Source organism: Alteromonas portus, from assembly GCF_005117025.1.
GTDB classification, from domain to species: Bacteria; Pseudomonadota; Gammaproteobacteria; order Enterobacterales; family Alteromonadaceae; genus Alteromonas; species Alteromonas portus.
In genome coordinates this window covers 40,310-62,925 of the sequence record NZ_SWCO01000001.1, presented here as the reverse complement: position 1 = coordinate 62,925, position 22,616 = coordinate 40,310, and the positions used below count along the sequence as shown (strand labels likewise).

18 protein-coding genes are annotated in these 22,616 nt (G+C 45.2%); 9 read left to right on the top strand and 9 right to left on the bottom strand.

What is annotated here, in order from left to right; genetic code table 11:
* Positions 1–29 precede the first annotated feature (29 nt).
* The 7 genes from E5672_RS00260 to E5672_RS00230 all read left to right on the top strand — a co-directional run bounded on the left by E5672_RS00260 (position 30) and on the right by E5672_RS00230 (position 10,701).
* Positions 30–1,397, top strand: a complete 1,368-nt coding sequence (locus tag E5672_RS00260) for a M1 family metallopeptidase (RefSeq protein ID WP_136780418.1) — start codon at positions 30–32, stop codon at positions 1,395–1,397.
* A gap of 412 nt (positions 1,398–1,809) precedes the next feature.
* Positions 1,810–4,689 (top strand): RNA polymerase-associated protein RapA, encoded by a 2,880-nt coding sequence (gene rapA / locus E5672_RS00255; protein WP_136780417.1) that lies wholly within the window; start codon positions 1,810–1,812, stop codon positions 4,687–4,689.
* A 49-nt stretch (positions 4,690–4,738) separates the two neighbouring features.
* Positions 4,739–5,455: a bifunctional tRNA pseudouridine(32) synthase/23S rRNA pseudouridine(746) synthase RluA gene (gene rluA, locus E5672_RS00250; protein WP_136780416.1), complete on the top strand. Its 717-nt coding sequence runs from the start codon at positions 4,739–4,741 to the stop codon at positions 5,453–5,455.
* Between the two features lie 152 nt (positions 5,456–5,607).
* Positions 5,608–6,495: a DUF3530 family protein gene (locus E5672_RS00245; RefSeq protein WP_136780415.1), complete on the top strand. Its 888-nt coding sequence runs from the start codon at positions 5,608–5,610 to the stop codon at positions 6,493–6,495.
* A gap of 142 nt (positions 6,496–6,637) precedes the next feature.
* A complete protein-coding gene (locus E5672_RS00240) occupies positions 6,638–6,961 on the top strand; it encodes a hypothetical protein (RefSeq protein ID WP_136780414.1) in 324 nt (107 codons plus the stop codon).
* A 100-nt stretch (positions 6,962–7,061) separates the two neighbouring features.
* The gene (locus tag E5672_RS00235) at positions 7,062–8,408 is read left to right on the top strand and encodes an AmpG family muropeptide MFS transporter (RefSeq protein WP_136780413.1); all 1,347 of its coding nucleotides are present in this window, start codon (positions 7,062–7,064) and stop codon (positions 8,406–8,408) included.
* 115 nt (positions 8,409–8,523) lie between these two features.
* Positions 8,524–10,701 carry a response regulator gene (locus E5672_RS00230; RefSeq protein WP_240692118.1) on the top strand — a complete coding sequence of 726 codons (2,178 nt, stop codon included), beginning with the start codon at positions 8,524–8,526 and terminating at the stop codon, positions 10,699–10,701.
* Positions 10,702–10,714: 13 nt separating this feature from the next.
* Here E5672_RS00230 and E5672_RS00225 read toward each other — a convergent pair whose 3' ends face one another.
* From E5672_RS00225 to rppH, 7 genes are all read right to left on the bottom strand, one after another.
* Positions 10,715–11,689, bottom strand: coding sequence for a sensor domain-containing diguanylate cyclase (locus tag E5672_RS00225; protein WP_136780412.1), 975 nt, complete (start codon positions 11,687–11,689; stop codon positions 10,715–10,717).
* Positions 11,686–12,756 carry a response regulator gene (locus tag E5672_RS00220; protein WP_136780411.1) on the bottom strand — a complete coding sequence of 357 codons (1,071 nt, stop codon included), beginning with the start codon at positions 12,754–12,756 and terminating at the stop codon, positions 11,686–11,688. Before E5672_RS00220 ends, E5672_RS00225 begins: the two co-directional genes overlap by 4 nt.
* Before the next feature lie 9 nt (positions 12,757–12,765).
* The gene (locus E5672_RS00215) at positions 12,766–13,599 is read right to left on the bottom strand and encodes a thymidylate synthase (protein WP_136780410.1); all 834 of its coding nucleotides are present in this window, start codon (positions 13,597–13,599) and stop codon (positions 12,766–12,768) included.
* Positions 13,600–13,607: 8 nt separating this feature from the next.
* Positions 13,608–14,420, bottom strand: coding sequence for a prolipoprotein diacylglyceryl transferase (lgt, locus tag E5672_RS00210; protein ID WP_136780409.1), 813 nt, complete (start codon positions 14,418–14,420; stop codon positions 13,608–13,610).
* A gap of 4 nt (positions 14,421–14,424) precedes the next feature.
* Positions 14,425–15,231, bottom strand: a complete 807-nt coding sequence (locus E5672_RS00205) for a sulfite exporter TauE/SafE family protein (protein WP_136780408.1) — start codon at positions 15,229–15,231, stop codon at positions 14,425–14,427.
* 3 nt (positions 15,232–15,234) lie between these two features.
* Positions 15,235–17,526: a phosphoenolpyruvate--protein phosphotransferase gene (gene ptsP / locus E5672_RS00200; RefSeq protein WP_136781018.1), complete on the bottom strand. Its 2,292-nt coding sequence runs from the start codon at positions 17,524–17,526 to the stop codon at positions 15,235–15,237.
* 110 nt (positions 17,527–17,636) lie between these two features.
* Positions 17,637–18,179, bottom strand: coding sequence for an RNA pyrophosphohydrolase (gene rppH, locus E5672_RS00195; protein ID WP_136781017.1), 543 nt, complete (start codon positions 18,177–18,179; stop codon positions 17,637–17,639).
* Positions 18,180–18,291: 112 nt separating this feature from the next.
* Here rppH and mutH point away from each other — a divergent pair, with 112 nt between their 5' ends.
* On the top strand, positions 18,292–18,969 hold the full coding sequence (gene mutH, locus E5672_RS00190) for a DNA mismatch repair endonuclease MutH (protein WP_136780407.1): 678 nt from the start codon (positions 18,292–18,294) through the stop codon (positions 18,967–18,969).
* Positions 18,970–19,000: 31 nt separating this feature from the next.
* Here mutH and E5672_RS00185 read toward each other — a convergent pair whose 3' ends face one another.
* Together E5672_RS00185 and E5672_RS00180 are read right to left on the bottom strand one after the other, a co-directional pair.
* Positions 19,001–20,080, bottom strand: coding sequence for a helix-turn-helix domain-containing protein (locus E5672_RS00185; protein WP_136780406.1), 1,080 nt, complete (start codon positions 20,078–20,080; stop codon positions 19,001–19,003).
* 59 nt (positions 20,081–20,139) lie between these two features.
* Entirely contained in the window at positions 20,140–21,645 is a 1,506-nt protein-coding gene (locus E5672_RS00180; RefSeq protein ID WP_136780405.1) for a CYTH domain-containing protein, read from the bottom strand.
* Between the two features lie 256 nt (positions 21,646–21,901).
* Here E5672_RS00180 and E5672_RS00175 point away from each other — a divergent pair, with 256 nt between their 5' ends.
* Complete coding sequence (locus tag E5672_RS00175) at positions 21,902–22,504, top strand: TIGR04211 family SH3 domain-containing protein (RefSeq protein ID WP_240692117.1); 603 nt, start codon at positions 21,902–21,904, stop codon at positions 22,502–22,504.
* Positions 22,505–22,616 lie beyond the last annotated feature (112 nt).

Sequence of the window (22,616 nt, the reverse complement as noted above, 5' to 3'; positions counted from 1 at the left end):
TTACCACGCTTAAGAAGGAACTTTTAGTTGTGAAAATCACCCTACGTAACGTAATTACACCAGCCCTTACTTTTTTCATTTTGCTATTCACAAACTGTTTAGCAAGTGCAGGTACCGCTAGCCCTATCAATACTATAATTGAAAAGGCGCAAACAGATAACGGTGCTACTTGGGCGGTAAGTTATACATTAGATACACCTTCAGAGCGGCTAGTATTCGTTAGAAACCCAGACTCTTCGAGAGTAACTCGTTGGCTACCAATTAACAGCGACATCGAGATTGTTTACAACATTGCTGAACAAAAGGAAGTTGTGCGCTCTAAAACAGGCAAATTAATTTCTAACGTATCCTTTTCTTTAACACCTACCTACAAACACTTGGGCAAAGATTATGCGCCATTTTCTCCTTTTTCTGATGGCGGAAATGCATTTCATTCTGGACGACTGTTCGCTTGCGCTAATGCCTGTACTGAAGAAGATAATAAATGGCGCCTGACACTTAATGTTCCCAGTGATGAACACATTGTGTTAAATGGCAAAGTAGTGAAAAGCAGCGTGTCGTGGTCAGATAACAATGACGGAAGAGTCGTGTATGTGGGTAAGCAACAGCCAATTATTACCGATGATGTAGTAGCCTTAATTGACCCCGGACTTCCAAAAAGCATTAAAGCTTCGCTAGAAGAAGACATACCCAACATGATGGCGTTTTTCTCCCATTCTCTTAATCCGCTTAAAGGCGAGAAGCCCATGTTATTTGCCTCTTACGCAAACGTAGACGATCACTCTACACAAGGTGGCACACTTCCTAACCAGATATTTATGCATTGGAACAGACAAGACTTAAATGAGCAGGCCAGTAACAGCAACTTTGTTAACCAAACACTCTGGTTCTTTGCTCACGAAGTCGCCCATTTTTATCAGCCTGGCAGTACTGAAGGTGTATCAGAAAACGAGGAGCAGTCTTGGCTGCACGAGGGTAGCGCCGACTACTTTGCGGCAATCGCCATGAACTTCCTCTATGAAGACACCAATAGCTATGTTGAAAGCCGAATGACCCGCGCTTTCGAGAGCTGTACTGAAGGGCTGGCGCAGACTACGCTGGCTCATGCTTATAAAAACGGACAGTTCAATCTCTATTATTCTTGCGGAATGATAATGCACCGCGCCATCGATAGCGTGGTGCAGCAAAAGACGTTTGGTGAGGAGACGCTGTTCACCGTATGGAAACGACTGCAAAAAGCGGTGCATAGTGGCATGCCGCCTGGCACAGCGACGTTCTTAACCTTGTTAGAGCCCTACAATGCACCTGAACTTATCAAAGCCATCAACAATGCAACGAGCGATGATGCTATAAAAGCCATTCAAGGGATTGAAACTTTGTACCAGTTACCTGAGTAGGCTACTTAATAAAGTAGCCTATTGCTTTATATTCGCCATCAACTTCCACCATAGAAAGGGTCTCTACTTTCATATCCATCTCGCGCTTCCTCCTGTTAGCTGCGCTTCACATACGTTAAAAACGTAACGCGGTTAACAGTAAGAAATATCCATGGTCAGTGATACGACAGTTTTACGCCAACCCTGTGACAAAGCAAGCCTGATGGGCACGTTAACGTTCTTATTCTTTTGCTACCAGCATTCTATTTATGAAGTAATGAAGGCTTACTAGTGCTAATCGTCTTGTTGACGCATAGGCGTACGTACTCAATCACGCCCCCACCTGCAACCGTAAATCAAATAAGCTAGTATTAATGACTTATCACAACGCAATGCGTACAATACCGCCCCCCGAAAAACAGGTTGGTGATTTATGAGTTCAGATAGTCAATTTTCAGTTGGTCAGCGTTGGTTAAGCAACACAGAAATAGAGCTGGGGTTAGGTGTCGTTATTGGTAGCGACTTCCGTTCAGTCGAAGTGTTGTATCCAGCAACAGGCGAAGCGCGAAAATATACTAAGCAAGATGCGCCGCTTACGCGACTAATTTTTGAAATTGGCGAAACGGTCAAAAGCCAAGACGGCTGGGAAATGACCATTACTGAAAAAGAAGAAAGCCAAGATCTTTTCATCTATCACGGGCTTCGCGAAGACACCAAAGCGCAAGCGCGATTACCTGAAACTATGCTAGACAGCCACATTCGCTTGAACCAACCTGAAAAGCGTCTGTTTAGTCAGCAATTAGACAACCCTAAATGGTTCGACTTGCGCGAACGTGCTTTAGATCATCAATACGATTACCTGCGTTCAAGCACTATAGGCCTTGCAGGTGCGCGCATATCGCTTATACCGCACCAACTTCACATTGCGTCAGAGGTAGGCGGCAGACATGCACCTCGCGTATTGCTTGCCGATGAAGTAGGGCTTGGTAAAACCATTGAAGCCGCGTTGATTATTCACCAGCAGCTTAAAACAGGCCGTGCAGAGCGCGTGCTTATTTTGGTTCCAGACTCGCTCATGCACCAATGGCTTGTTGAAATGCTTCGCCGCGTTAACCTTCCTTTTGCCATTTACGATGAGAGTCGTTGCGAAGCCATAGAAAAGAGCGAAGGCTTAGAGAAGAGCGAAGGCTTACAAGATGACGAAACATCTGACACGGCCGCTGTGAATCCATTTGAAAACGACCAGCTGGTACTTTGTAGTATCGACTTCCTAAGCAAAAGCGAAAAACGCCAGCAGCAAATTCAAGCTGCAGGATGGGATTTAATGGTTGTCGATGAAGCCCATCACCTTGCGTGGTCAAGTGAGGCTCCCTCTGCCGAATACCTGTGTGTGGAAGCGCTGGCAAACCAAACGCCAGGCGTATTACTGCTTACCGCAACACCTGATCAACTTGGTCACGAAAGCCACTTTGCACGCTTGCGATTGCTCGACCCGGCCCGCTTCCATAGCTACGACGCTTTCTTAGATGAAGAATCGAAATACAGCCAACTGGCCGATGCGGTAGCGCCATTACTTTCAGACGCCGAGCCTAACGATAAACAGCGTAGCAAACTCGCTGAATTCGCGCCTGACGTAATGGAACATGCGGGTGATTTAAGTTCGCCGGAAAATCGCCATGCGCTGCTGCACCAGCTTATCGATTGTCACGGCACAGGTCGTATGCTGTTTAGAAACCGCCGCGCCAATATCGAAGGCTTCCCGGTGCGTAAATTAAGCGCTTACGAGCTGGCTTTGCCTGAGGTTTATTCAGATGCCGTGAGCGGCGGCGACTTAACCTATTCACTGTACCCTGAACGTATGGCAAGCGTGGTTAACAGCTGGACTAAGCATGATCCGCGCGTTGAATGGCTGCTTGATTTCATGCAAAGCGTTAAGCCAGAAAAGATTCTGCTTATTTGCGCAAGCGCCCGTACAGCGCAAGAATTAGGTGAGGTTATTCGCACGCAAACCGGAATTCGTCATAGTGTATTCCACGAAGGCATGAGCATTGTTGAGCGCGACAAGGCGGCCCATTATTTTGCTGATGAGGAAGACGGCGCACAAATTCTACTGTGTAGTGAAATTGGTAGCGAAGGTCGTAACTTCCAGTTCGCTCACCATTTGGTGCTGTTCGATTTGCCTATTACGCCAGATCTGCTTGAACAACGTATTGGTCGTCTTGACCGTATTGGCCAAACCCAAACCGTACAAATTCACGTGCCGTATTTAGCGAAAACCGCGCAGCACGTATTGCTAGACTGGTATCACGAAGGGCTGAATGCCTTCGAGAAAACCTGCCCTACGGGCTCTGGTGTGTTTGACGACGTGAAGCCATTGCTTATTGGTGCCTGCTTACACCCCGACGATATAAGCGACCGTGATGAGCTAGTGAACATGAGTGTTACGCTTAATAGCCAGCTCGTAGCGCAACTAGAAGCCGGTCGCGATCGTCTTCTAGAGCTTAATGCTTCGGGAGAGGGCCGCGTAGAACAACTGCTTGAAGACATTATTACCCTTGATAGCGAACAGGATTTATCCCGCTTTATGGGCCGCGTATTCGATGCTATCGGTGTCCAGCAGGATGAAAAAGGCAATGACTGCTTTATTCTTATGCCAACCGAGTCGATGGTGAGCCAGCTTCCGGGTCTTGACCCAGAAGGCATGACGGTTACTTACAAGCGCCGTGTAGCCACCACGCTAGAAAACGTACAGTTTTTAAGTTGGGATCATCCACTTGTGCATACCGCCATGGACGTAGTACTCACCGACGTACACGGAAAAAGCAGCATGGGCTTTATTGCCGAGCCTTCTTTGCCAAAAGGCGCGTACTGGATTGAAGCGTTATTTGTGCTACAGGCACAAGCACCTAAATCACTTCAACTAGGCCGCTTCTTACCTCAAACACCGGTTAGAGTGTGTTTAGATGCACAAGGCAATCCGTCTGAATTAAGCTTCGACGTTAAGCGTAAGATTGGACGCAAGATATCGGCTCAGCTTTTAAAAGCCCTACAACAGCCCCTTGAGCTTGCCATTGAAAAGGCGCGTAAGCTTGCCCATCAGCAAGCTAACCAAAAGCAACACGACGCGCTTAACAATATGCACAGCACGCTTAACGAAGAAATACAGCGCTTACGCGATCTTCAAAAACGTAACCCTGCAGTACGTGACAGCGAAATAGAGTTTATTGAAACGCAAATGAACACCCTTGATAAAGTAATTCAGGATGCAGATGTTCAGCTAGACGCCATTCGTATTGTGGTAAATAACCCGTAACCTTAAAAGGTTAAACATTCAAAAGCGACTGTGAAGTAACGAGTACATAATGGCGAACCCAAGTTTTGTTTATAACCCACCGATGACACCTTATCTTGATATTTTGTATCAAGATGAGGACATGGTGGTAGCGCATAAACCTAGCGGGCTATTGAGCGTTCCGGGCAAAGCATTAGAGCACCGCGACTCGCTAATTAGCCGGGTGAACCGTGTGTATCCCACCGCCACAGTAGTGCATCGCTTAGACATGGCGACTTCGGGTATTTTGGTGCTGGCGCTTAATAAAGATAGCCATCGCCATATCTCGAAGCAGTTTGAGCTTCGACAAACTAAAAAGCGCTACTTCGCCCGAGTTCATGGGCATGTAGAACAAAACAGCGGAGAGGTTAATCTTCCCCTTATTTGCGACTGGCCAAACAGGCCAAAGCAAATGGTAGACTTTGAGCGTGGAAAAAAAGCCGTAACGCACTTTGAAGTCATTGAGCGCACACTGGATGAAAAAGAGCGCCCCTACTCTCTTGTTGCCCTTTACCCCATTACCGGTCGCTCTCACCAACTGCGCGTGCATATGCTTGCTTTGGGTCACCCTATTTTGGGAGATAGACTCTATGCCCATGAAGAAGCATTATCTATGGCACCTCGCTTACAGCTTCATGCTGAAAGCTTGAGTTTTTCCCACCCAACACTAGGACATTGGCTGCAGTTTAATGTCACCATCCCTTTTAGTCCGTATTGCCCACCTCCGCTTTCAGAGCGCATTGAGTAGCCCTTAATGCGTCTCGGCCTTAATTAAACAACATTATTTTAGTTTTAAAGGGCGTTGCCGATAATCTTAATAGAACGAATTCGTTTATAAACTGATTTGATGCTGGCACAACTGTCCGTATCGAGGTGATAGTTAAAGGCATACCATTTTTTATGAAAAGGCACGCTCTCCTTTTAACCTTTGCATTGATTGTTTCGCTGCTGCCTATGACGGCTCATTGCGACTTTTTTACGGACGTAAAAAATGCTTATCTGCCAGGTGAAGTAAAAGCCCTTATGGTAGGCGAATTGGAAGCCCCAATCATTGAAGTTGAGTCAAAAACACCGCTTCCCTTAGGTGTTACTATCATACTTACCGAACCCTTTCCATCTAGCCTTACTTTGGCGCAAGGAAATAGCCTTGCTAACATGCTTGCTGAAAAAGGCTGGAACGTCATTATAAGCCCTTTCAACATGCCCAAAAGCTCGTCTAACGCTGAAACCAGTAGTGAACAGGACAGCGAAATGTTGACAGAGGAAGCCTCGTCACCGACTGAAACTGCGCTAGCCATTCACCCTCGAAGTAACCAGCTGACGCAATACCTCAACTTTGAAGCGGCAACAGAAGCCCTGACGTTGCAGCTCAACGCTTTAGATAATTATTTACAAGACAGAACCGGGTATCGAATGGTAATCGCGCAAGGTATGCTTGCTACCACTTACCTGTCTTCTATAGAAACACAGCCTAATTTACAGCCTGACACGTTTGTGGCTATTTCACCGTTTTGGCCAGAGGAAAATACAAACAATTTGGTGATTGATACCATAGCGAAAGCGAACTTTCCTGTGCTCGACCTCTCCCTTAGCGACTTCAATGACTGGGAGACCATCACCACAATGAAAAGAAAAATCAGAGCAAAAAATGAACTAAAGTTGCACTATAGACAAGTCATCCTTCCAAATAATTCTTTAATCTTTAGTATAAAAGAAATAGAAAAAAACCCAAATATTCATATGGTTGCAAATAGCACAATAGGTTGGACAAGGCATCTAGGCTGGTAATTCTCTCTTCTTAAGATTACGCTAAATTAACATCCAAAACAGTTACCTACCCATAATAATGTAAATAACGGGTCAATGCAGTCATTGGTAACGATGTAATGGACTATACTAATTTAAGCAAACAGAGACGGTTGAGTTACTCGTGAATGTTCAAGATTTTGTAGATAACAAAGCAAAACAGCTGTGTTTCTATTTGAGAGCATTTTGGCAAGGAGAGCTTCCAATCGAGGAAATCGAGCTATTCTTTTGGGATAGTATGGAAGAATGGGGACAAATTGAATGCACTCTAACACAGCCCTATACGCAAAAAGAGCGTGTCTTTTGGCATTTACTTCACCAAGTACACTACTGGAATGAAGAAAAATTGATAAACGATCAGTTTCTCGTCGATGAGTTAACTAACTGCGTTAATTTCCTTGAAGGTTTAGGGCACTGTCCTTTGGATTGCGTCGGTATCCGCCCCTAACTTCTACTCATTTACAGCGGTATACCCTCAATTGGGTTATAAACGTATCGCTTAAAAATTAACAATGCCCCCACAGTTTTATTGCTAAACACAATGGTTCATGGCTCAATACACTTTTGAGTCAACGCCGAAGGCCGAAGTATTGCTAACTGCATTAAAAACGTTCAATGACAAACGCTACTTATCCATTTTTCTTTTTGGCGTTTCCAGTGGCTTCCCTTGGATCATGATTGGTTCAGTTTTATCAGCATGGTTAAAAGATGAGGGATTATCGCGTTCGGCAATTGGTTTGTTCGGTATCATCTTCGCCACCTATTCATTTAATTTTCTATGGTCTCCCTTTGTCGATAAAATCAAACCGCCACTATTGGGGCAGCGACGAGGCTGGATTTTTTTGATGCAAAGCAGTGTCGTACTGCTGTGCTTAGCGATGTCGCAACTAACCACCGACCATGACTTATTTTACGTTGCATTAGTGGGTTTATTAATTGCCATTGCTTCTGCTACACAGGATATTGCTATTGATGGCTTTCGGATTGACTGTATAGAAAAAGATGATAAAGACGGGATGTCAGCCGCCTCATCGGTAGCAACCGCCGGTTGGTGGACAGGCTATGGCGGCCTTGGCGCTATTCCCTTTTTCTTGGCCGATCTAACGACTTGGTCATGGCCAAATATCTACTTATTGCTCGGCGCTATTATGGCTTTATTGGCCTGTGCAACCTGTTTTGCTAATGAACCGAATGTAGATAGAGAGGCCCTGCTTGGCCGCATAACGAATTCTCACGAAAATAACTCAGCTGTGCTCAACTGGTTAAGAACAACGCTTATTACGCCATTTTCTGAGTTCTTTAGCCGAAATGGCATTAAGCTGGCCGCTTCATTTTTATTGTTCATTTTTCTTTTCAAAATCGGCGAGGCATTTTTAGGCCGTATGAGCATTGTATTCTATAAAGAAGTAGGGTTTTCAAATAGTGATATTGCCACTTACTCAAAGCTACTTAATTGGTGGGTGACGATTGTCTTTTCACTGCTTGGTGGGTTAGTCAATATTCGCTATGGTATTTATCGAGGGTTGATGATTGCAGGGGTTGCCATGGCAGCTTCAAACCTTCTTTTTGCGCTTATAGCACAAACCGGACCTTCAACGTCATTACTAGCTATTACTGTTATTGTAGACGGTTTCACGGGGGCATGGAGCACTGTTGCTATGGTCGCCTTTATATCGCTTTTGTGTAATCGTGCTTTTAGCGCTACCCAATATGCCCTGATGGCCTCACTCAGCGTTGCGGGGAGGACGTTAGTCGCATCTAGTAGTGGCTTAGTTGTCGATAGTCTACAAGGTAACTGGAGTCTATTCTTCATTTTAACGGCGCTTATGGTAGTACCAAGCCTTTGTTTTCTATACTCTATCAGGCATCACATAAAACGCGTTGAAACGTCATAGTTATCTATCACCAACCATCTCACTTCCAATTAATATGACGTTATTTCCTTGCAAGTTAGCGTTAGTTGCCTACATTTAAGAAAGGCACTAACGCAAACACTTGCAAGGAAGAAAGTTGAGCCCAACTGATGCTGCCAAGCCGCAGCGTAAGCCATCAAAAAACGCCACGGCATTGACTTTTTCGAAAGTAAATACAATTGCCTTGTTTTTTGGCATCGTTATTATTTCCTTTTTGCTGATATTAATGAGCAAGCAACAATCTTTTATCACCCGTTTGACCCAGCACAGTAACCTGCAAAACCACTTACTTATTTCTGAACATAGAATAAATCAATTTCATTCTCAGGCTCAAAACACTAATCGCCTTCGTACTGCCTTAGAACATGAATTACACATTGCCTTTCAAGGGTTAAAACAACATATACAGAATGAGTGGGGGGAATATGAAACGTCTTCTGTGCTTTCTAGTGCTGCGTTTATAGACGCATATAAGGGTCTGGGCAGAGCTTCAGCACAAGAAACCGCACAAACAACATTAATGCTGCTTTATACGCTTATTGAACTCCCCCCCGCAGAGGCAGTTCGTTACATACAAAATGGCTTTAGTTTACTTCCCCTTTTGAAAACCTTACAGGCGGAGGAAAAGGCCTTAATACTCCGTATACAGTCGCTACGGCACAAAACGTTACTAACAACACTATTTGCCGCGATTACGTTGGTCCTATGGTATTTTATCGCATGGCTCTTTAATAAAAGCGCTTCCAGTAGACCATTGCGAAAACTACGTAAGTCAAAGCTAAGACTCGCTATCGCTGAAGATGAGCAAGATTTGCAGGATAAAGAGTTCTTACAGCTAATCAGCCATGAATTTAGAGCCCCGATTAGCGCCATAATCAGTGCCTTAGAGCTTATTCCTAATTTAGAAGATCAACGTAGTCGGTTGATTCAGCAAGCTGAGCAATCCAGTTACCGACTACTAAATTTAACCAACAACCTTACTGATATACTCAATAATCACATAGAGGATGACCTTCAACTTTCAAAAGTAGACTTGATCAGCTTGTTGGACGAATGCATATCTCCTTTTTCGGTTAGAATTAAAGACAAAAAGCTTGAGTTCAATATGCATTGCAGTCATAGCGTACCCAGCTATGCCGAAACCGATCCTATCGCCCTTTTCAAAGTCATTACGAATATTCTCGACAATGCCGTCAAGTTCACGTCTACGGGCCTGATCGACGTAACCGTCACAACGTTCGTTAAAAACAAGAGGGTATTTCTAATAATCATCGTAAATGACACCGGCATTGGCATTGATGATACTACCCAGCAACGCATGTTTGAGCGCTTTTACCGAGGCGAACACTCACAAAGTCAGCGCTATCCGGGAGCTGGGATTGGCTTATCAGTGGCCAAACGCAGTAGTGATAGACTTGGCGGTACACTTCAAGTCAACAGTACCGTAGGCGTCGGCTCAGAATTTAAGATATCACTTCCTATAAAGCCGTTAGAAGACTCACCTTCGGTGTCGTCTACCCCGTCGAATGCCAAGTTTGCGGTTGTCGACGATTTAGAAATATCAAGGCTGCACTTACAGTCAATCATTACTAAAGAAGGGTTTAGCGTGCGGACTTTTTCCTCTGGCGCTAACCTTCTGAACCTTCACGAAGAAGTACTTCAGTTCGCGGGAATCATTGCCGATTTGTATATGCCAGGAATGAACGGGCTTGAACTGGTAAAAACACTGCGTGCCATTTACGGCGAGCGAGTACCGCCGGTCATTGTACTATCGGCAACACCGGATATTGCGAATATCATAGCCAATAGTGAGCTACCAATTTATCAGAGCTTTGTTAAACCCATCGATAGAAACCGGTTTGTCGATGCTATTCATCAATTAACAGCAAGCAACGCCAAAATTATCAAAGATTTAGCTAAAGCCAACGTTTTGGTTGTTGAAGATGAACCGATTAATGCAGAAATGGTAGAGTACATGCTACAAAGTATGGGGCACGAGGTGACCGTGAGCTACACCGGGGACGACGCCATTAGCAGGGTTAACGAAACCGCATTTGACTGCGTATTGCTCGACATTAACCTGCCAGATATTAACGGCTTAGAAGTGGCAAAAATTATGAAAGAAGGGCACCCTAACCTTCCTATCATTGCGCTTACCGCTAACGCCCACAGAAACGACAAAGAGGCTTCCCTACAAGCGGGCATTCGCTATCACCTAGTAAAGCCAGTCACTTTTCAAGAGCTCAGAAACACCTTACGCCTTGCACTATCGTAGAAGGCCCCTCGACTTAAGCGTAAATGCAGTACTGGTTTCGGCCACCCTCTTTGGCTTTATAAAGGGCCTGGTCAGCACACTCCAGCCATGCCATTGCACCTTTAAAATCGGGCGAGAATTGCGCCAAGCCAAGACTAACGGTAAAAGTTATCGACTCACCATCGTGTTCAACCACCAAACGCTGTGCCAGTTGTCGAATTCGCTCTGCTACCGCTTGAGCATCTTCAACAGATGAATCGTTAAGTACAATGGCAAACTCCTCACCGCCATAGCGCCCTGCCAGGTCGGTCTCGCGCACACAACGCTTGATCAATGCAGCGAGCATTTTAATCACTTTATCGCCTGCTTGGTGACCGTAGGTATCGTTAATGCGCTTAAAGTGATCGATATCCAGCATAAGGGCAGTGCTCGGCTTATCTCGACGAACACACAGTTTGTGCATCTCATCAAAACGCTCTTGCCAATAGCGACGGTTATATAGCCCGGTTAAGCCATCTACTCGGCTTGCGGTTTTCAACTCTTCGTTAAGATGCTCCATACCCAGTTTGCCAAGCGCCTGCTCAGTGACATCGTACACCAGCATACAAAATCGCTCTACATGGCCATTTTTGTCCACAATTGGAAATACCGTGACGTTTTGATACATGAATTCTGCAGCGCAGGTTACCGGGCGGTTGCAATCGAATTTAAATAGATAGGGGCGCTGCTCCCAGATAATAAATACCGGGCTTTTCAAATTAAATACGGGGTCAACTTTGGTTTTAAGCCATCTTTCTTCTATTTCAGGAAAGTGGGTGAACAGGCTGTCTCCAATAATAGCTTCAGCTTTTTTGGCACCATGGTTCTCTAAAAATTTGTTCCATACTTGCACGTTGAAATTGCGATCTAGTACCGCAATCCCAACTTCGATTGAATCGAGTAACTCAGAAGGTATATATGATGAGCCAATGTGCGCGTCGGCACTACTTATATCGGTTGGAGCATTCATAGACTTTCCTTGTCCTGCGTTACTAGGCCGTCATTGAACAATCGGGCGTAAATGTGATTCATTGCGTCGCCGGGAAACAGCAGTAAGAGGTCAAAAGCGATATCCTTTGATTTGATCGCATAACCAATTTCAATGGCCATTAATTTGCCCCAGCGCTGCACGTTATCACTTAAAAGCGTCGATAACCCTTGATGCTGCCCCAGTAATACGGGATGCGTATGGCTAAAGGCGACGTTAAGCTGTTCTGACAAACCGTTTAAACAAGCACCTATAAGAATATTTGAAACATCCATAAGGGCTTCAAGAGCGAGCTTATCTGAAGATGCCGACGGCGGGTACTTTAATAACTCTACAATATTCTGAGAGTTAGTATCATTAAAGATAACCAAAGCCTCACCGCTTATTCCCTCGCTAATAAACCCTTTTGAGACCGCTGAAACACTGTCGTTACGATTAATTTCAGCAATCGCCATCGACAGTTCGTTGCTTTCAATTAAGTTTACGTTTGGTATGGGTAAGTCGATAAACTCGCCAAGCAAGGCAGCAAGATTTTCACCCGCACGTCCCATGGCAATATTCACCATTTCACGGCATGCGTCTAACTGGTCTTCTTTACTTGTTGGGGCATTGGGTTTATCAGTACTGGCTTCATGCTGCGCCTGCGCTTTTTTCAAACGAGCGCCAGAAGAGTGACGTTCACCGCTATAAATACCGTACGATGATAAGATGTTACTAAGCTTGTCGTTATCTATCGGTTTTCGAATGAAGTCCAATGCACCTAGAGCAAGCATTTTTTCTCGCGCTTGTGCTTGAACATCGCCGGAAACCACTACCACTAAACATGGCAAATCCTGTTGACGGATAGCTTCCATGGTTTGATAGCCATCCATCACCGGCATGTTTAAATCGAGAAAAACCACGTCGCCTTTGCCTTGCCGAATAAGCTCAAGGGCTTGTTCGCCATTCTCTGCAAAGGATATATCTACGTCCCAGCCATCAGGAAGGCTACGCGCCATCTGCCTTCTTGCGAAGCCTGAGTCATCGCAAATCAAGATTGGAGTACTCATGGTAACTCCTTAAATAGCTACAGGGGCTTTAATGTGTGGGTGAGACTGGTAGTTTTTAAGCGTAAAGTCATCGAAAGAGAACCCAAAAATATCTTTAATCTCTGGGTTAAGCTCCATAGTTGGTCGCTCAAACGGTTCGCGACTAAGCTGCAACTCTACCTGTTCAAGATGATTTGAGTACAGGTGCGCGTCACCTAAAGTATGGATGAAATCACCTGGCTCTAGGTCACACACTTGGGCCATCATCATGGTTAGCAGGGCGTAGCTTGCAATGTTAAATGGCACGCCTAAGAAAATGTCGCCGCTACGCTGATAAAGTTGGCAACTAAGCTTACCATCTAGTACGTAAAACTGGAAAAGCGTATGACAAGGAGGTAGTGCTTGCTTGCCCATCGCTGCATTTTCTTTTGGTGAATAGCTAGTATCCGGCAACACCGCAGGGTTCCAGCCGCTAACGATAAGACGACGTGAATCAGGGTTATTTTTAATTTGCTCTACCACTTCGGCAATCTGGTCAACTGAGGTACCGTCACCGCGGTCCCAACTACGCCATTGATGGCCATATACAGGGCCAAGCTCGCCTTCATCGGTAGCCCATTCATCCCAAATTTTTACGCCATGCTCTTTTAAATAGGCGATATTTGTTTCGCCTTTTAAGAACCAAAGTAGTTCGTGAATGATTGATTTGAGGTGACATTTCTTTGTTGTCACCAAAGGGAAGCCTTCCTGTAAATTAAATCGCATCTGATAGCCGAATACACTTAACGTACCTGTACCAGTTCGATCTTCCTTTTTCACACCCGTATCACGTACATGGCGCATTAGAGCGAGATATTCTTTCATCGTTATTCTTATATTTTTTGCTGTTCAACATGGTCTTTTCCGCGCATGTATGCACGGACTATTAATCCTATTCCTAAAGCTATCATAGGTAAACAAAGAAGTTGTCCTTGGCTTAGGCCCATTTGATATAAGCCAATATGTGCGTCGGGCTCTCTGAAGTACTCCACAATAAATCGGAAACTTCCGTAGCCAAGCAAGAACAAACCACTCACCGCGCCTACCGGACGCTTCTTGGCAGAATAAAGCCACAGAATAATAAAGAGTAATACCCCTTCAAGAGCAAACTCGTACAACTGAGAAGGATGACGAGGAATATAGCCCGCATTGGGGAAAATCACCGCCCAAGGTACGTCTGTGCTGCGCCCCCAAAGTTCAGCGTTTAAGAAGTTACCAATTCGGCCTGCACCTAGGCCAATGGGCACTAGCGGAGCAACGAAATCCCCTAAACGAAGGAAAGTGGTATTCATACATTTGGCGCGCCAGAATAAGGCTGCTAGTACCCCTAACAACCCGCCGTGGAAAGACATTCCGCCAGCCCAAATTTTAAATAGATACAATGGATCGTCGAGGAACATGCCAAACTGATAGAAAAGCACATAGCCTATGCGGCCACCCAAAATCACACCCACAAAGCTCCAAAAAAGCAGGTCACTTAACTGCTCACGGCTCCAGTCAGTTTGTGATAGGCGCTTCTGCGCCAGCAAATATGCGGCGATAAAACCAACTAAATACATTAAGCCATACCAGCGTACACTTAATGGACCGACACTGAAGATAACGGGGTCGATACTGGGAAATACCAGATAACTGCTCTGTTCCATTACTTTATTCAATTCCTAAAATCATTCTAATGCTTACCAAAACAAGTAAGCATGCCAACATTGCTTTTAACACGCGAACATTTACTCGCTGTCCAAGCTTCGCCCCTATATTCGCGGTAAACATAGAGGTTGCAACAATACCAGCTGTAGCGGGCAGATAAACATAACCCATACTGTATTCTGGTACGTCTATCTCACCCCACCCGGCTACAACGAAACTCGTGGTTCCAAAAACGGCAATAATCAGTCCGCAAAAGGCGGCACAGCCAATAGCCGCGCGTACATTAACACGAAACCATACCAAGGCTGGCACTAATAAAGCACCGCCGCCAATCCCCATAAGTGCGCTGAGCAGCCCTGCACCGCCGCCAACAGTGGCCAGAGAGCCTTTAGACGCTTCGTTTTCAGACGCTTTTTGCTTACCGAAAATCATTTGCAATGCAATTAATATAACCAAAACGGCGAACACATCTTTAAGCAATTCGCCTGAAATGTGACTTGCCACCTGCGCACCGATGATTGCGCCAAACGCAATGCCCAAGCCAGTATAGAGCACAATATGCTTTTGGATATTACCCAACTTGTAATGTGCAAAGGCCGACGACATGCCCGTGAAAATAATGGTAGATAAAGAGGTGGCAATAGCGACAGGCATCACGGTTTCAGTGGTCATACCCAGAAAATGGATAAGCAAATATGACAGCGCAGGTACGATAATTAAACCGCCACCAATGCCCAACATTCCAGCTAAAACTCCAACCACAGCGCCTAAAATCAGGCAGCTGACAATAATCACAGAAAATGGGTCCATTTTTTAAGCACCTGCTCGGATAAGGCCTCCCAGGCCCTTTGTTTCAAGATACTGATTCAAGTGCACAAAAACTTCTTCTTGGCTTACAGAAGTGAGGGCCAATGATAGTAACTGCTTGCATTCATCCAGCGTGACTTTTCGGATAAGCCAATTTATTTTTCTTAAGTTAAAGCCGTTCATACTCAAACGGCGATACCCCATCCCCATGAGCAGTAATGCGCCAGCAGGCTCGCCTGCAATTTCACCACAGATAGTCACAGGCACTTGGCTCTGATTGGCTTTTTGAACCACATCATAAAGCGCCCCTAAAACGGCAGGATGATAGCTATTGTAAAGCCCCGCCACTCTCGTGTTGTTTCTATCAACCGCTAATAGATACTGCGTTAAGTCATTGCTACCTACTGAGAAGAAATCAACATGCTTAGCCAATTGAGGTAGCTGATAAAGTACCGACGGTACTTCAAGCATGATACCCAGTTTTGGCTTATTGAGCGTTTGTCCTGACTCAGCAATTTCGTCAGATATCTCATAAAATGCCTGATTAATTAATCGCTTAGACTCCTGTACTTCACATACAGTAGAAATCATAGGCAGCATAATTTGTAAATTGCTCAAACCCACACTTGCTCGAAGCATGGCGCGAACCTGAACTAAAAATATTTCTGGGTGATCTAGGGTTAAACGAATTCCACGCCAGCCCAAGAATGGGTTTTCTTCATTAATGGGGAAGTACGGCAGGGGTTTGTCACCACCCACATCAAGCGTACGCATAGTAATGGGTAGCGAGGGCGCAGCCTCAAGAACTTGCCGATACAGTTTTACTTGCTCTTGCTCGGAAGGAAAACGCTCGCGCAGCATAAATGGAATTTCTGTGCGATATAATCCTACACCAGCCCCAATTTGTTCAGCATTAAGCTCGACTTCAGCTGAAAGACCCGCGTTGATGTATAAAGACATTCTACAGCCATCTATACTCTCGCACGGTTTATCAGCCTCTGCATCTATCTTTTCTGCAATGGCCGATTCTTCGTCAATCAGCTGAATAAACTCAGACTTGATGTTTCGCTCAGGCGAGACAATAACCTCACCTGAATACCCATCAAGCAGAATCTCTTTGTCTTCAAGTAGCGCGGGCGTCACATTTTGACACCCCATGACAGCAGGCACGCCCATGGCCCTTGCCAATATTGCGGCATGAGAGTTGTTAGAGCCACGAATGGAAATAATGCCTTTAAGCTTATCGCGCGGGAACTCGGCAAGCATTGGTGCCGAAACTTCATCAGCCACGAGAATACTGGCTTCCGTCACGGCCTTATCAGCAACTTTTTGCCCGTTCGCTTCATACAAGATGTTGGCTAGAATACGGTCTGACAAGTCGACGATATCAATAGCACGCTCTTGCATGTAAGGGTCTTCCATAGCCTGAAAACGCGCGGCGTAGCTTTCCACTACCATTTTCAGCGACGAAGCAGCGTCCCAACCTTGGCGGATCTTTTCTTCTACTTCTCGACCTAAACTGTTGGCATCTAGAAGGTGGTGGTAAAGCTGGAAGATGGATTTAACGTCATCAGGGATACCATCATCTAACCGATTCGATAACGCATCGACATGTCCTCGTGTAACTTCAACCCCTTTGCGATAGAGTTGAATTTGATCCTGAGGAGATTGCGTACGCTTTACGACCCAGTTTTTAAGGTTAATAGATTTGTCCGGAGACACTCCCTTGCCAATAGCAAGGCCAGGCGAACCCGCAATACCGCGCACATTTTTTTGACGGGCAGTATTGTCGTTCGTGTTCGATAACGTCAATGCGCCCCGGATATCTGCATTCGTAATTTCTAGCGCAAGTTGGGCAGCAAGCGTAACGAGGAAGGCCTCTTCATCTTCGCTAAAACGGCGCATCTGTGACTGCTGAAGCGTGATGACACCAAGTACACGCCTTTGATTGATAATGGGCGTACCTAAAAAGGCGTTGTAGTTTTCTTCTTTTACTTCTGGATAGTGTTTAAATCGTGGGTGGTTGTGAGCATTAACAATATTAAGTGGTTCTTCACGTTGGCCGACCAGACCAATAAGTCCCTCTGAAAAACCAATGCGTACCTGCTCTACTGCATCGGGGTGCAAACCGTCAGTCGCTTTAAGAATAAACTCTTGTGTGTCGTAATCGGCAAGATAAATAGAGCATGAATCAACACTGAGCGTGTGTTTAACCCGTGAGGCTAGCTTAAACAACGCAGTATCGAGTGCAGGAATTTGATTCATTTCCTGCACGATACGTTTTAACGTGGTTAACATTGCACCTTGCTGGCTTTGAGGGCTCACCGATTTATCCTCACGTAATCGCTTTTTACTCGTCGCTTACCGTTATACATCGCTACCATTCACACAATTTTCCATCGCCAACTTTAACCTCGCCGGCGTTTCTTACCGCGTTTGTGCGGTGCGGCATTTTGACGCTGTTGAGGACGATGTTGCGCTGCCATAACGACAGGTGAGAACTCCTTCATAACTCGTCTATATACATCACGTTTAAACGATACAACGTTCCTTATGGGGTACCAGTAGCTTACCCACCTCCAATCATCAAATTCAGGATGCCCTGTTTTTAGCACATTAACATCGCGCTCGTTGCAATCTAGCTGCAACAAGAACCACTTCTGCTTTTGCCCTATACAAACAGGGTTGCTGCCTTGTCGAATTAATCGCTTTGGTAGCTTATATCTAAGCCAGTTACGGGTCACACTTAAAATGGTGACATCTTTCGGTGTCAGCCCTACTTCTTCGTGAAGCTCGCGGTACATAGCTTGTTCAGCAGATTCCCCTTCATCAATTCCGCCTTGAGGGAACTGCCATGAATGTTGACCATAACGTCTTGCCCAAAATACTTGACCCATTTTGTTGCAAATCACTATGCCCACATTCGCACGGAATCCATCGGCATCTATCACATAGACTCCCGGGCACACTATACTTGTATATGTTTTCATTCTTCCACAAACTATGCTCCAATCATAGTCTTAATGTTCGCCATCGCTTTCAAACAGGAAATTAACCACGTTTATGCAGCCTCCATCGTCGCCACCTTCCTCGCCAGACAGTCTTTTAGCACGGTGTCACGCTATTGCAGGTTTAACCCTGGGGGAGCTGGCTGACATGGCCAATGTTGCCATTCCCGCTAATTTACAGCGTCACAAAGGATGGCCAGGCATGCTTATTGAAAAATGGCTTGGCGCCAGTGCGGGTTCTAAACCACAGCAGGACTTCCCCGAGCTTGGTATTGAGCTTAAAACCATTCCTATAGATGCCCACTTTTCACCGCTAGAAACAACCTATGTATGTTTTGCCCCACTCTTAATGACGCCTGGTATTACGTGGGAAACGTCGAATGTAAGAAACAAATTACAGCAGGTATTGTGGCTACCTATTGAAGGAGATAGAGCTATTCCACTAGCGCACAGACGTGTAGCAACTGGGTTTTATTGGCGCCCTAACAACGATGAAGATGCCCTTCTTAGGCACGATTGGGAAGAATTAGTGGAGCAGATCGCTACAGGACAGGTGGAATCTATTACTTCTCGACAGGGCGAGGCGCTTCACATTCGCCCAAAAGCGGCCAATGGTAAAGTGCTAACAGACGCGTTAGGACCAGAAGGACAGCGCATTAAAACTCGCCCCCGAGGCTTTTACCTGCGCAAAACCTTCACACATCAAATACTGCTCAATGCATTCGGCGGCTAGCGCATGTAAAACGCCTGAGTTTACGCTTTAGTTACCTTGAAGAGCCCGAATTTAAGTGCTTAACCAAATACTCACTTAAGAATTTTTCTGAATTTATGCCCATTCGTTTTGCCACAGCTTCAAGTTTAGCGTCGCTGCGAAGCAACACGTTTTTTGCGTACTCTAAACGGTAGTGAAAAATAAACCGTCTAAAGTTTTTCTTTTCAGTAAGTTGCAATGCCATGGCCAGCGATGTGGGGTCAATATCGGCTCCTTTGCAAAACTCGCTGAGCGTGAGGAATCGGGTTTTATACGCTTTTGATTCAATGGTATAACGCTCAGCTTTAGAAATAATACTACTTATCTCATAAGGCGTTACTTTGCCTTCATCAAGTCGTTCATAATCTAGTGGCGATGGCGCTGTGCGGCGAATAAAGGTCAAAGAAAACAATACCACTAACAAAGCACAGCCAATCATAATGTGATGAAAGCTCTCCCAGAAAGGTACGGGAAAAAACCCAAAGGTCGCGGCAGTAACAAGCAATATACTCATGAATGCAACCCCAACTAAACTTCCCATCACACCTGCCAGTTTAGGCATTTTCAAGTTTTTAATATCCACTGCTTGTTCTGGTAAATGCCTGTGATACATCTGTATGTGTTCAGTGATAAGGATACCTATAAGCAATACACTGAAACCCGTTAAAAGTGAGGCCAAATAGGCTGGCCACAACAATAAAGGCTCGCCGCTGGGTGACGATGAAAGCCACTGCTGTTTATCATCTACGGGAACTAGCAGTATGGTGCACTGAAAAAGTGCTGTCACAACCGTAGGCCACCACAATCGCTTTCTTGCGGTGGGGTAAGCTAATAGCATGGGTTTTATGGCGCGATAACAGCATGTTATAGCCACGACAGCGAACACATCTGATAAACCATACAAGCTGGCTAATGACGTCGCGTGTGCAACTCGCAGCCATTCATCTAGCATGAATAGAGGCCAGCAGACGAATGCCCCCACTAACCAGCGCATGCTGCTTAAATTAACCTTCTGAAAAAGCAGGCGCGCAAAACAGAACAAGTAAACGCCCAATAATGAATAAAGAAAGTAGTCATAGTAGTTTGAAGTCATTACCGCCCTTCTTCCTTGAAATAAAATTTGCTAACGCAATACGTATCTACTGACATGGTTTACCAATAGATTTCACGTTGCATAGCCACTGTGCGCGTTCGCTCCATAATTCGAATAAGCGTGCTGAGTTTCTCTGCTGTCCATTTACGCACCTCGTCATGAGAATCCACCTCGGCATCATCGATCGACTGCTTTAACATAAGCAACGCGTTCAATTCGTCTATACCGGTCAGCAAATCTAACCAAGGCGCGCGAAAATTACCACGCTCTTCAACAAACAAGTCGCCAAGTAAAAAGCCGCTCCACAGTGTTTGTCTTAGCATTACTTCCACTGCATTGTAATTGGCCGGCCCCATAGTTTTACTTAGCGGCATACTTTGCTGCACCGTTTGCCAACCTTGCGACAGCCATCCTTTTGCATGGTCGAGGACCGGGTGAGAATAACCCGTTGCCACTTTTTGCCACGGTTTATTTTGAATAAGGCTTATCGCGTGCAGTTTAATATCTGTAGCATCGTTATCGAAAAACAGTTTCTCAGGCTGATGGGCCTGCATTAGACCGGTCTGCCGCCCTTGCAGGTAACTTACTACCGCAGGGTGCTTGCTCAGTGTCTTGTTAAACATGCTTTTTTTCGACAGCAAGTAGCGCAAACTTTGTAAGTCGTCTTGCCAGCCCCATTTCTGCGCATGGGTCACCAGCTTTTTATGCAACGAGAGTAGCTCTGGGCATTGTAAAACGGGCAAATAAAGGGACACACTTTGAAGTAATAAACGCACGCTTTTCGCTACTTCAGCAAGCATTTTAATTGAGCCACTTTCGCAAAACACATGTTCGTGGTGCTGCCAATGCGCCAATGCAGTTTGAACGGCTTGGCAGAAAGCTTCTTCCGTTGTGGTGGTATCTTCAAGTGCAAGAAAATCTGGCAGGTGTCGAACTTTAGCGTTGAAACCATGCAGTAATTGATATCCCTGTGCTGCTTTCGACACATCACTAAGACGTACTGGCATATTGTCGTTTATCAGCACGGCCAAAGAAAACAAACTGTTGATATCACCCGATATCAACTCAAGCTCAATCTCATTAATAAGCGAACTGGCTTTGTCTGTACTTGCTTCGCCACAGTCCAACACAATTTCAACCATGCTCTCACCTACGCTAACCACATAGGCATTGCGCGTAAAGTGAGTACTAAATTGTTTAGATAAGCTCGCATTCTTAGATGCAATGTCCCAACCTTCGGGCCATACACCTGAGTCAAATAACGTGAGATCCGGTCTTGAATTATCAAGACTTACGTTATATTCCATGCGTTTGTGTAAGCCACCGCTTACCACCCCGTTTGTCTTTAGCGTTTGTTCGTATTCACCATTGTTACCACGAACGCGAAAGCCCATTTTATTGTTTTGAAAATCGAGCTTATCTGTATCGTAATAATCATTCTCAAGGCGCATTTCACGATGAGAGTTAACCTGAATACTGTGTTTTTCGAAAAGAGGGAGTACTCGTTGCGTAAACGCTTGGTGAGCATTGTCACCCGTTACAAATTTTAATTCTATTTCTGACATGGTTGCGCTAAGCACAGCTTATGATGCTGACACCTTACCTTTGTCGCTCACTTTTCGCAATGCTGGTGGTGTTAAACGAGCCGCTTTAACTAAACCCGCTCGGCTACAGCACTGTTTCGCCATAAAAGAGCTTCCATTTAGACCGAAATTCGCACATCAAAGACCAACCGGCCTTAGACAAAAGTGGAACAAACTTGCCTTTATCGCGGTCAACCAATACCATCTTCACGTTTTAAATTCTAAAATTGGACTTCATATGATTCGAAAGTGGTTAGCAGCAGCCCTTATTGCATGCTCTTTTCAAGCATTTTCGCTACAAGATACCGCTGATTTAGAAGCGTCTTCTTCGCATTACATAAGAGATGACTTGTTTATCTTTATGCATACTGGACCTGGTCGTAACTACCGTATTCTAGGTTCAATTGAAGCAGGCACACCTATTACTGTGCTTGCACGCGATAACGATGCTGAATTCACGCAAATTACCGACAACGAAGGTCGCGAAGGCTGGGTTGAAAGCCGCTTTGTGTCAAATACCATGTCGCAGGCAGAGCAATTGCCAATCGTTAGCGAGAAGCTGGCTGAAAGCCAAAGCGCTCTGCAAACAGCGCAATCAGAAAACGCAAGACTTCGCCAACAGTTAAACGACGCGCGTCAGCAAGTATCGAAGCTGACAACCACTAGCGAAGAACAAGCTTCAGAGATAACCCGTCTTACCGCTAAAGTAGATAGTGCGAATAAAGATGAATTGGTTACCTGGTTTACACGCGGTGGTATGGTGGCCGGTGTGGGTATTTTACTGGGTGTAATGCTGACTTACCTTCCCAAGCGCAAACGCAGAAACAGCGAATGGATGTAGTGTAAAACTTATATTGGACCCGATAAAACAAAAAACGCCGATGTGAGTATCGGCGTTTTTTATTGGGCTTGTTTCGGCAAATGAATTGAAAGTTACAAAGACCAGGCTTTTC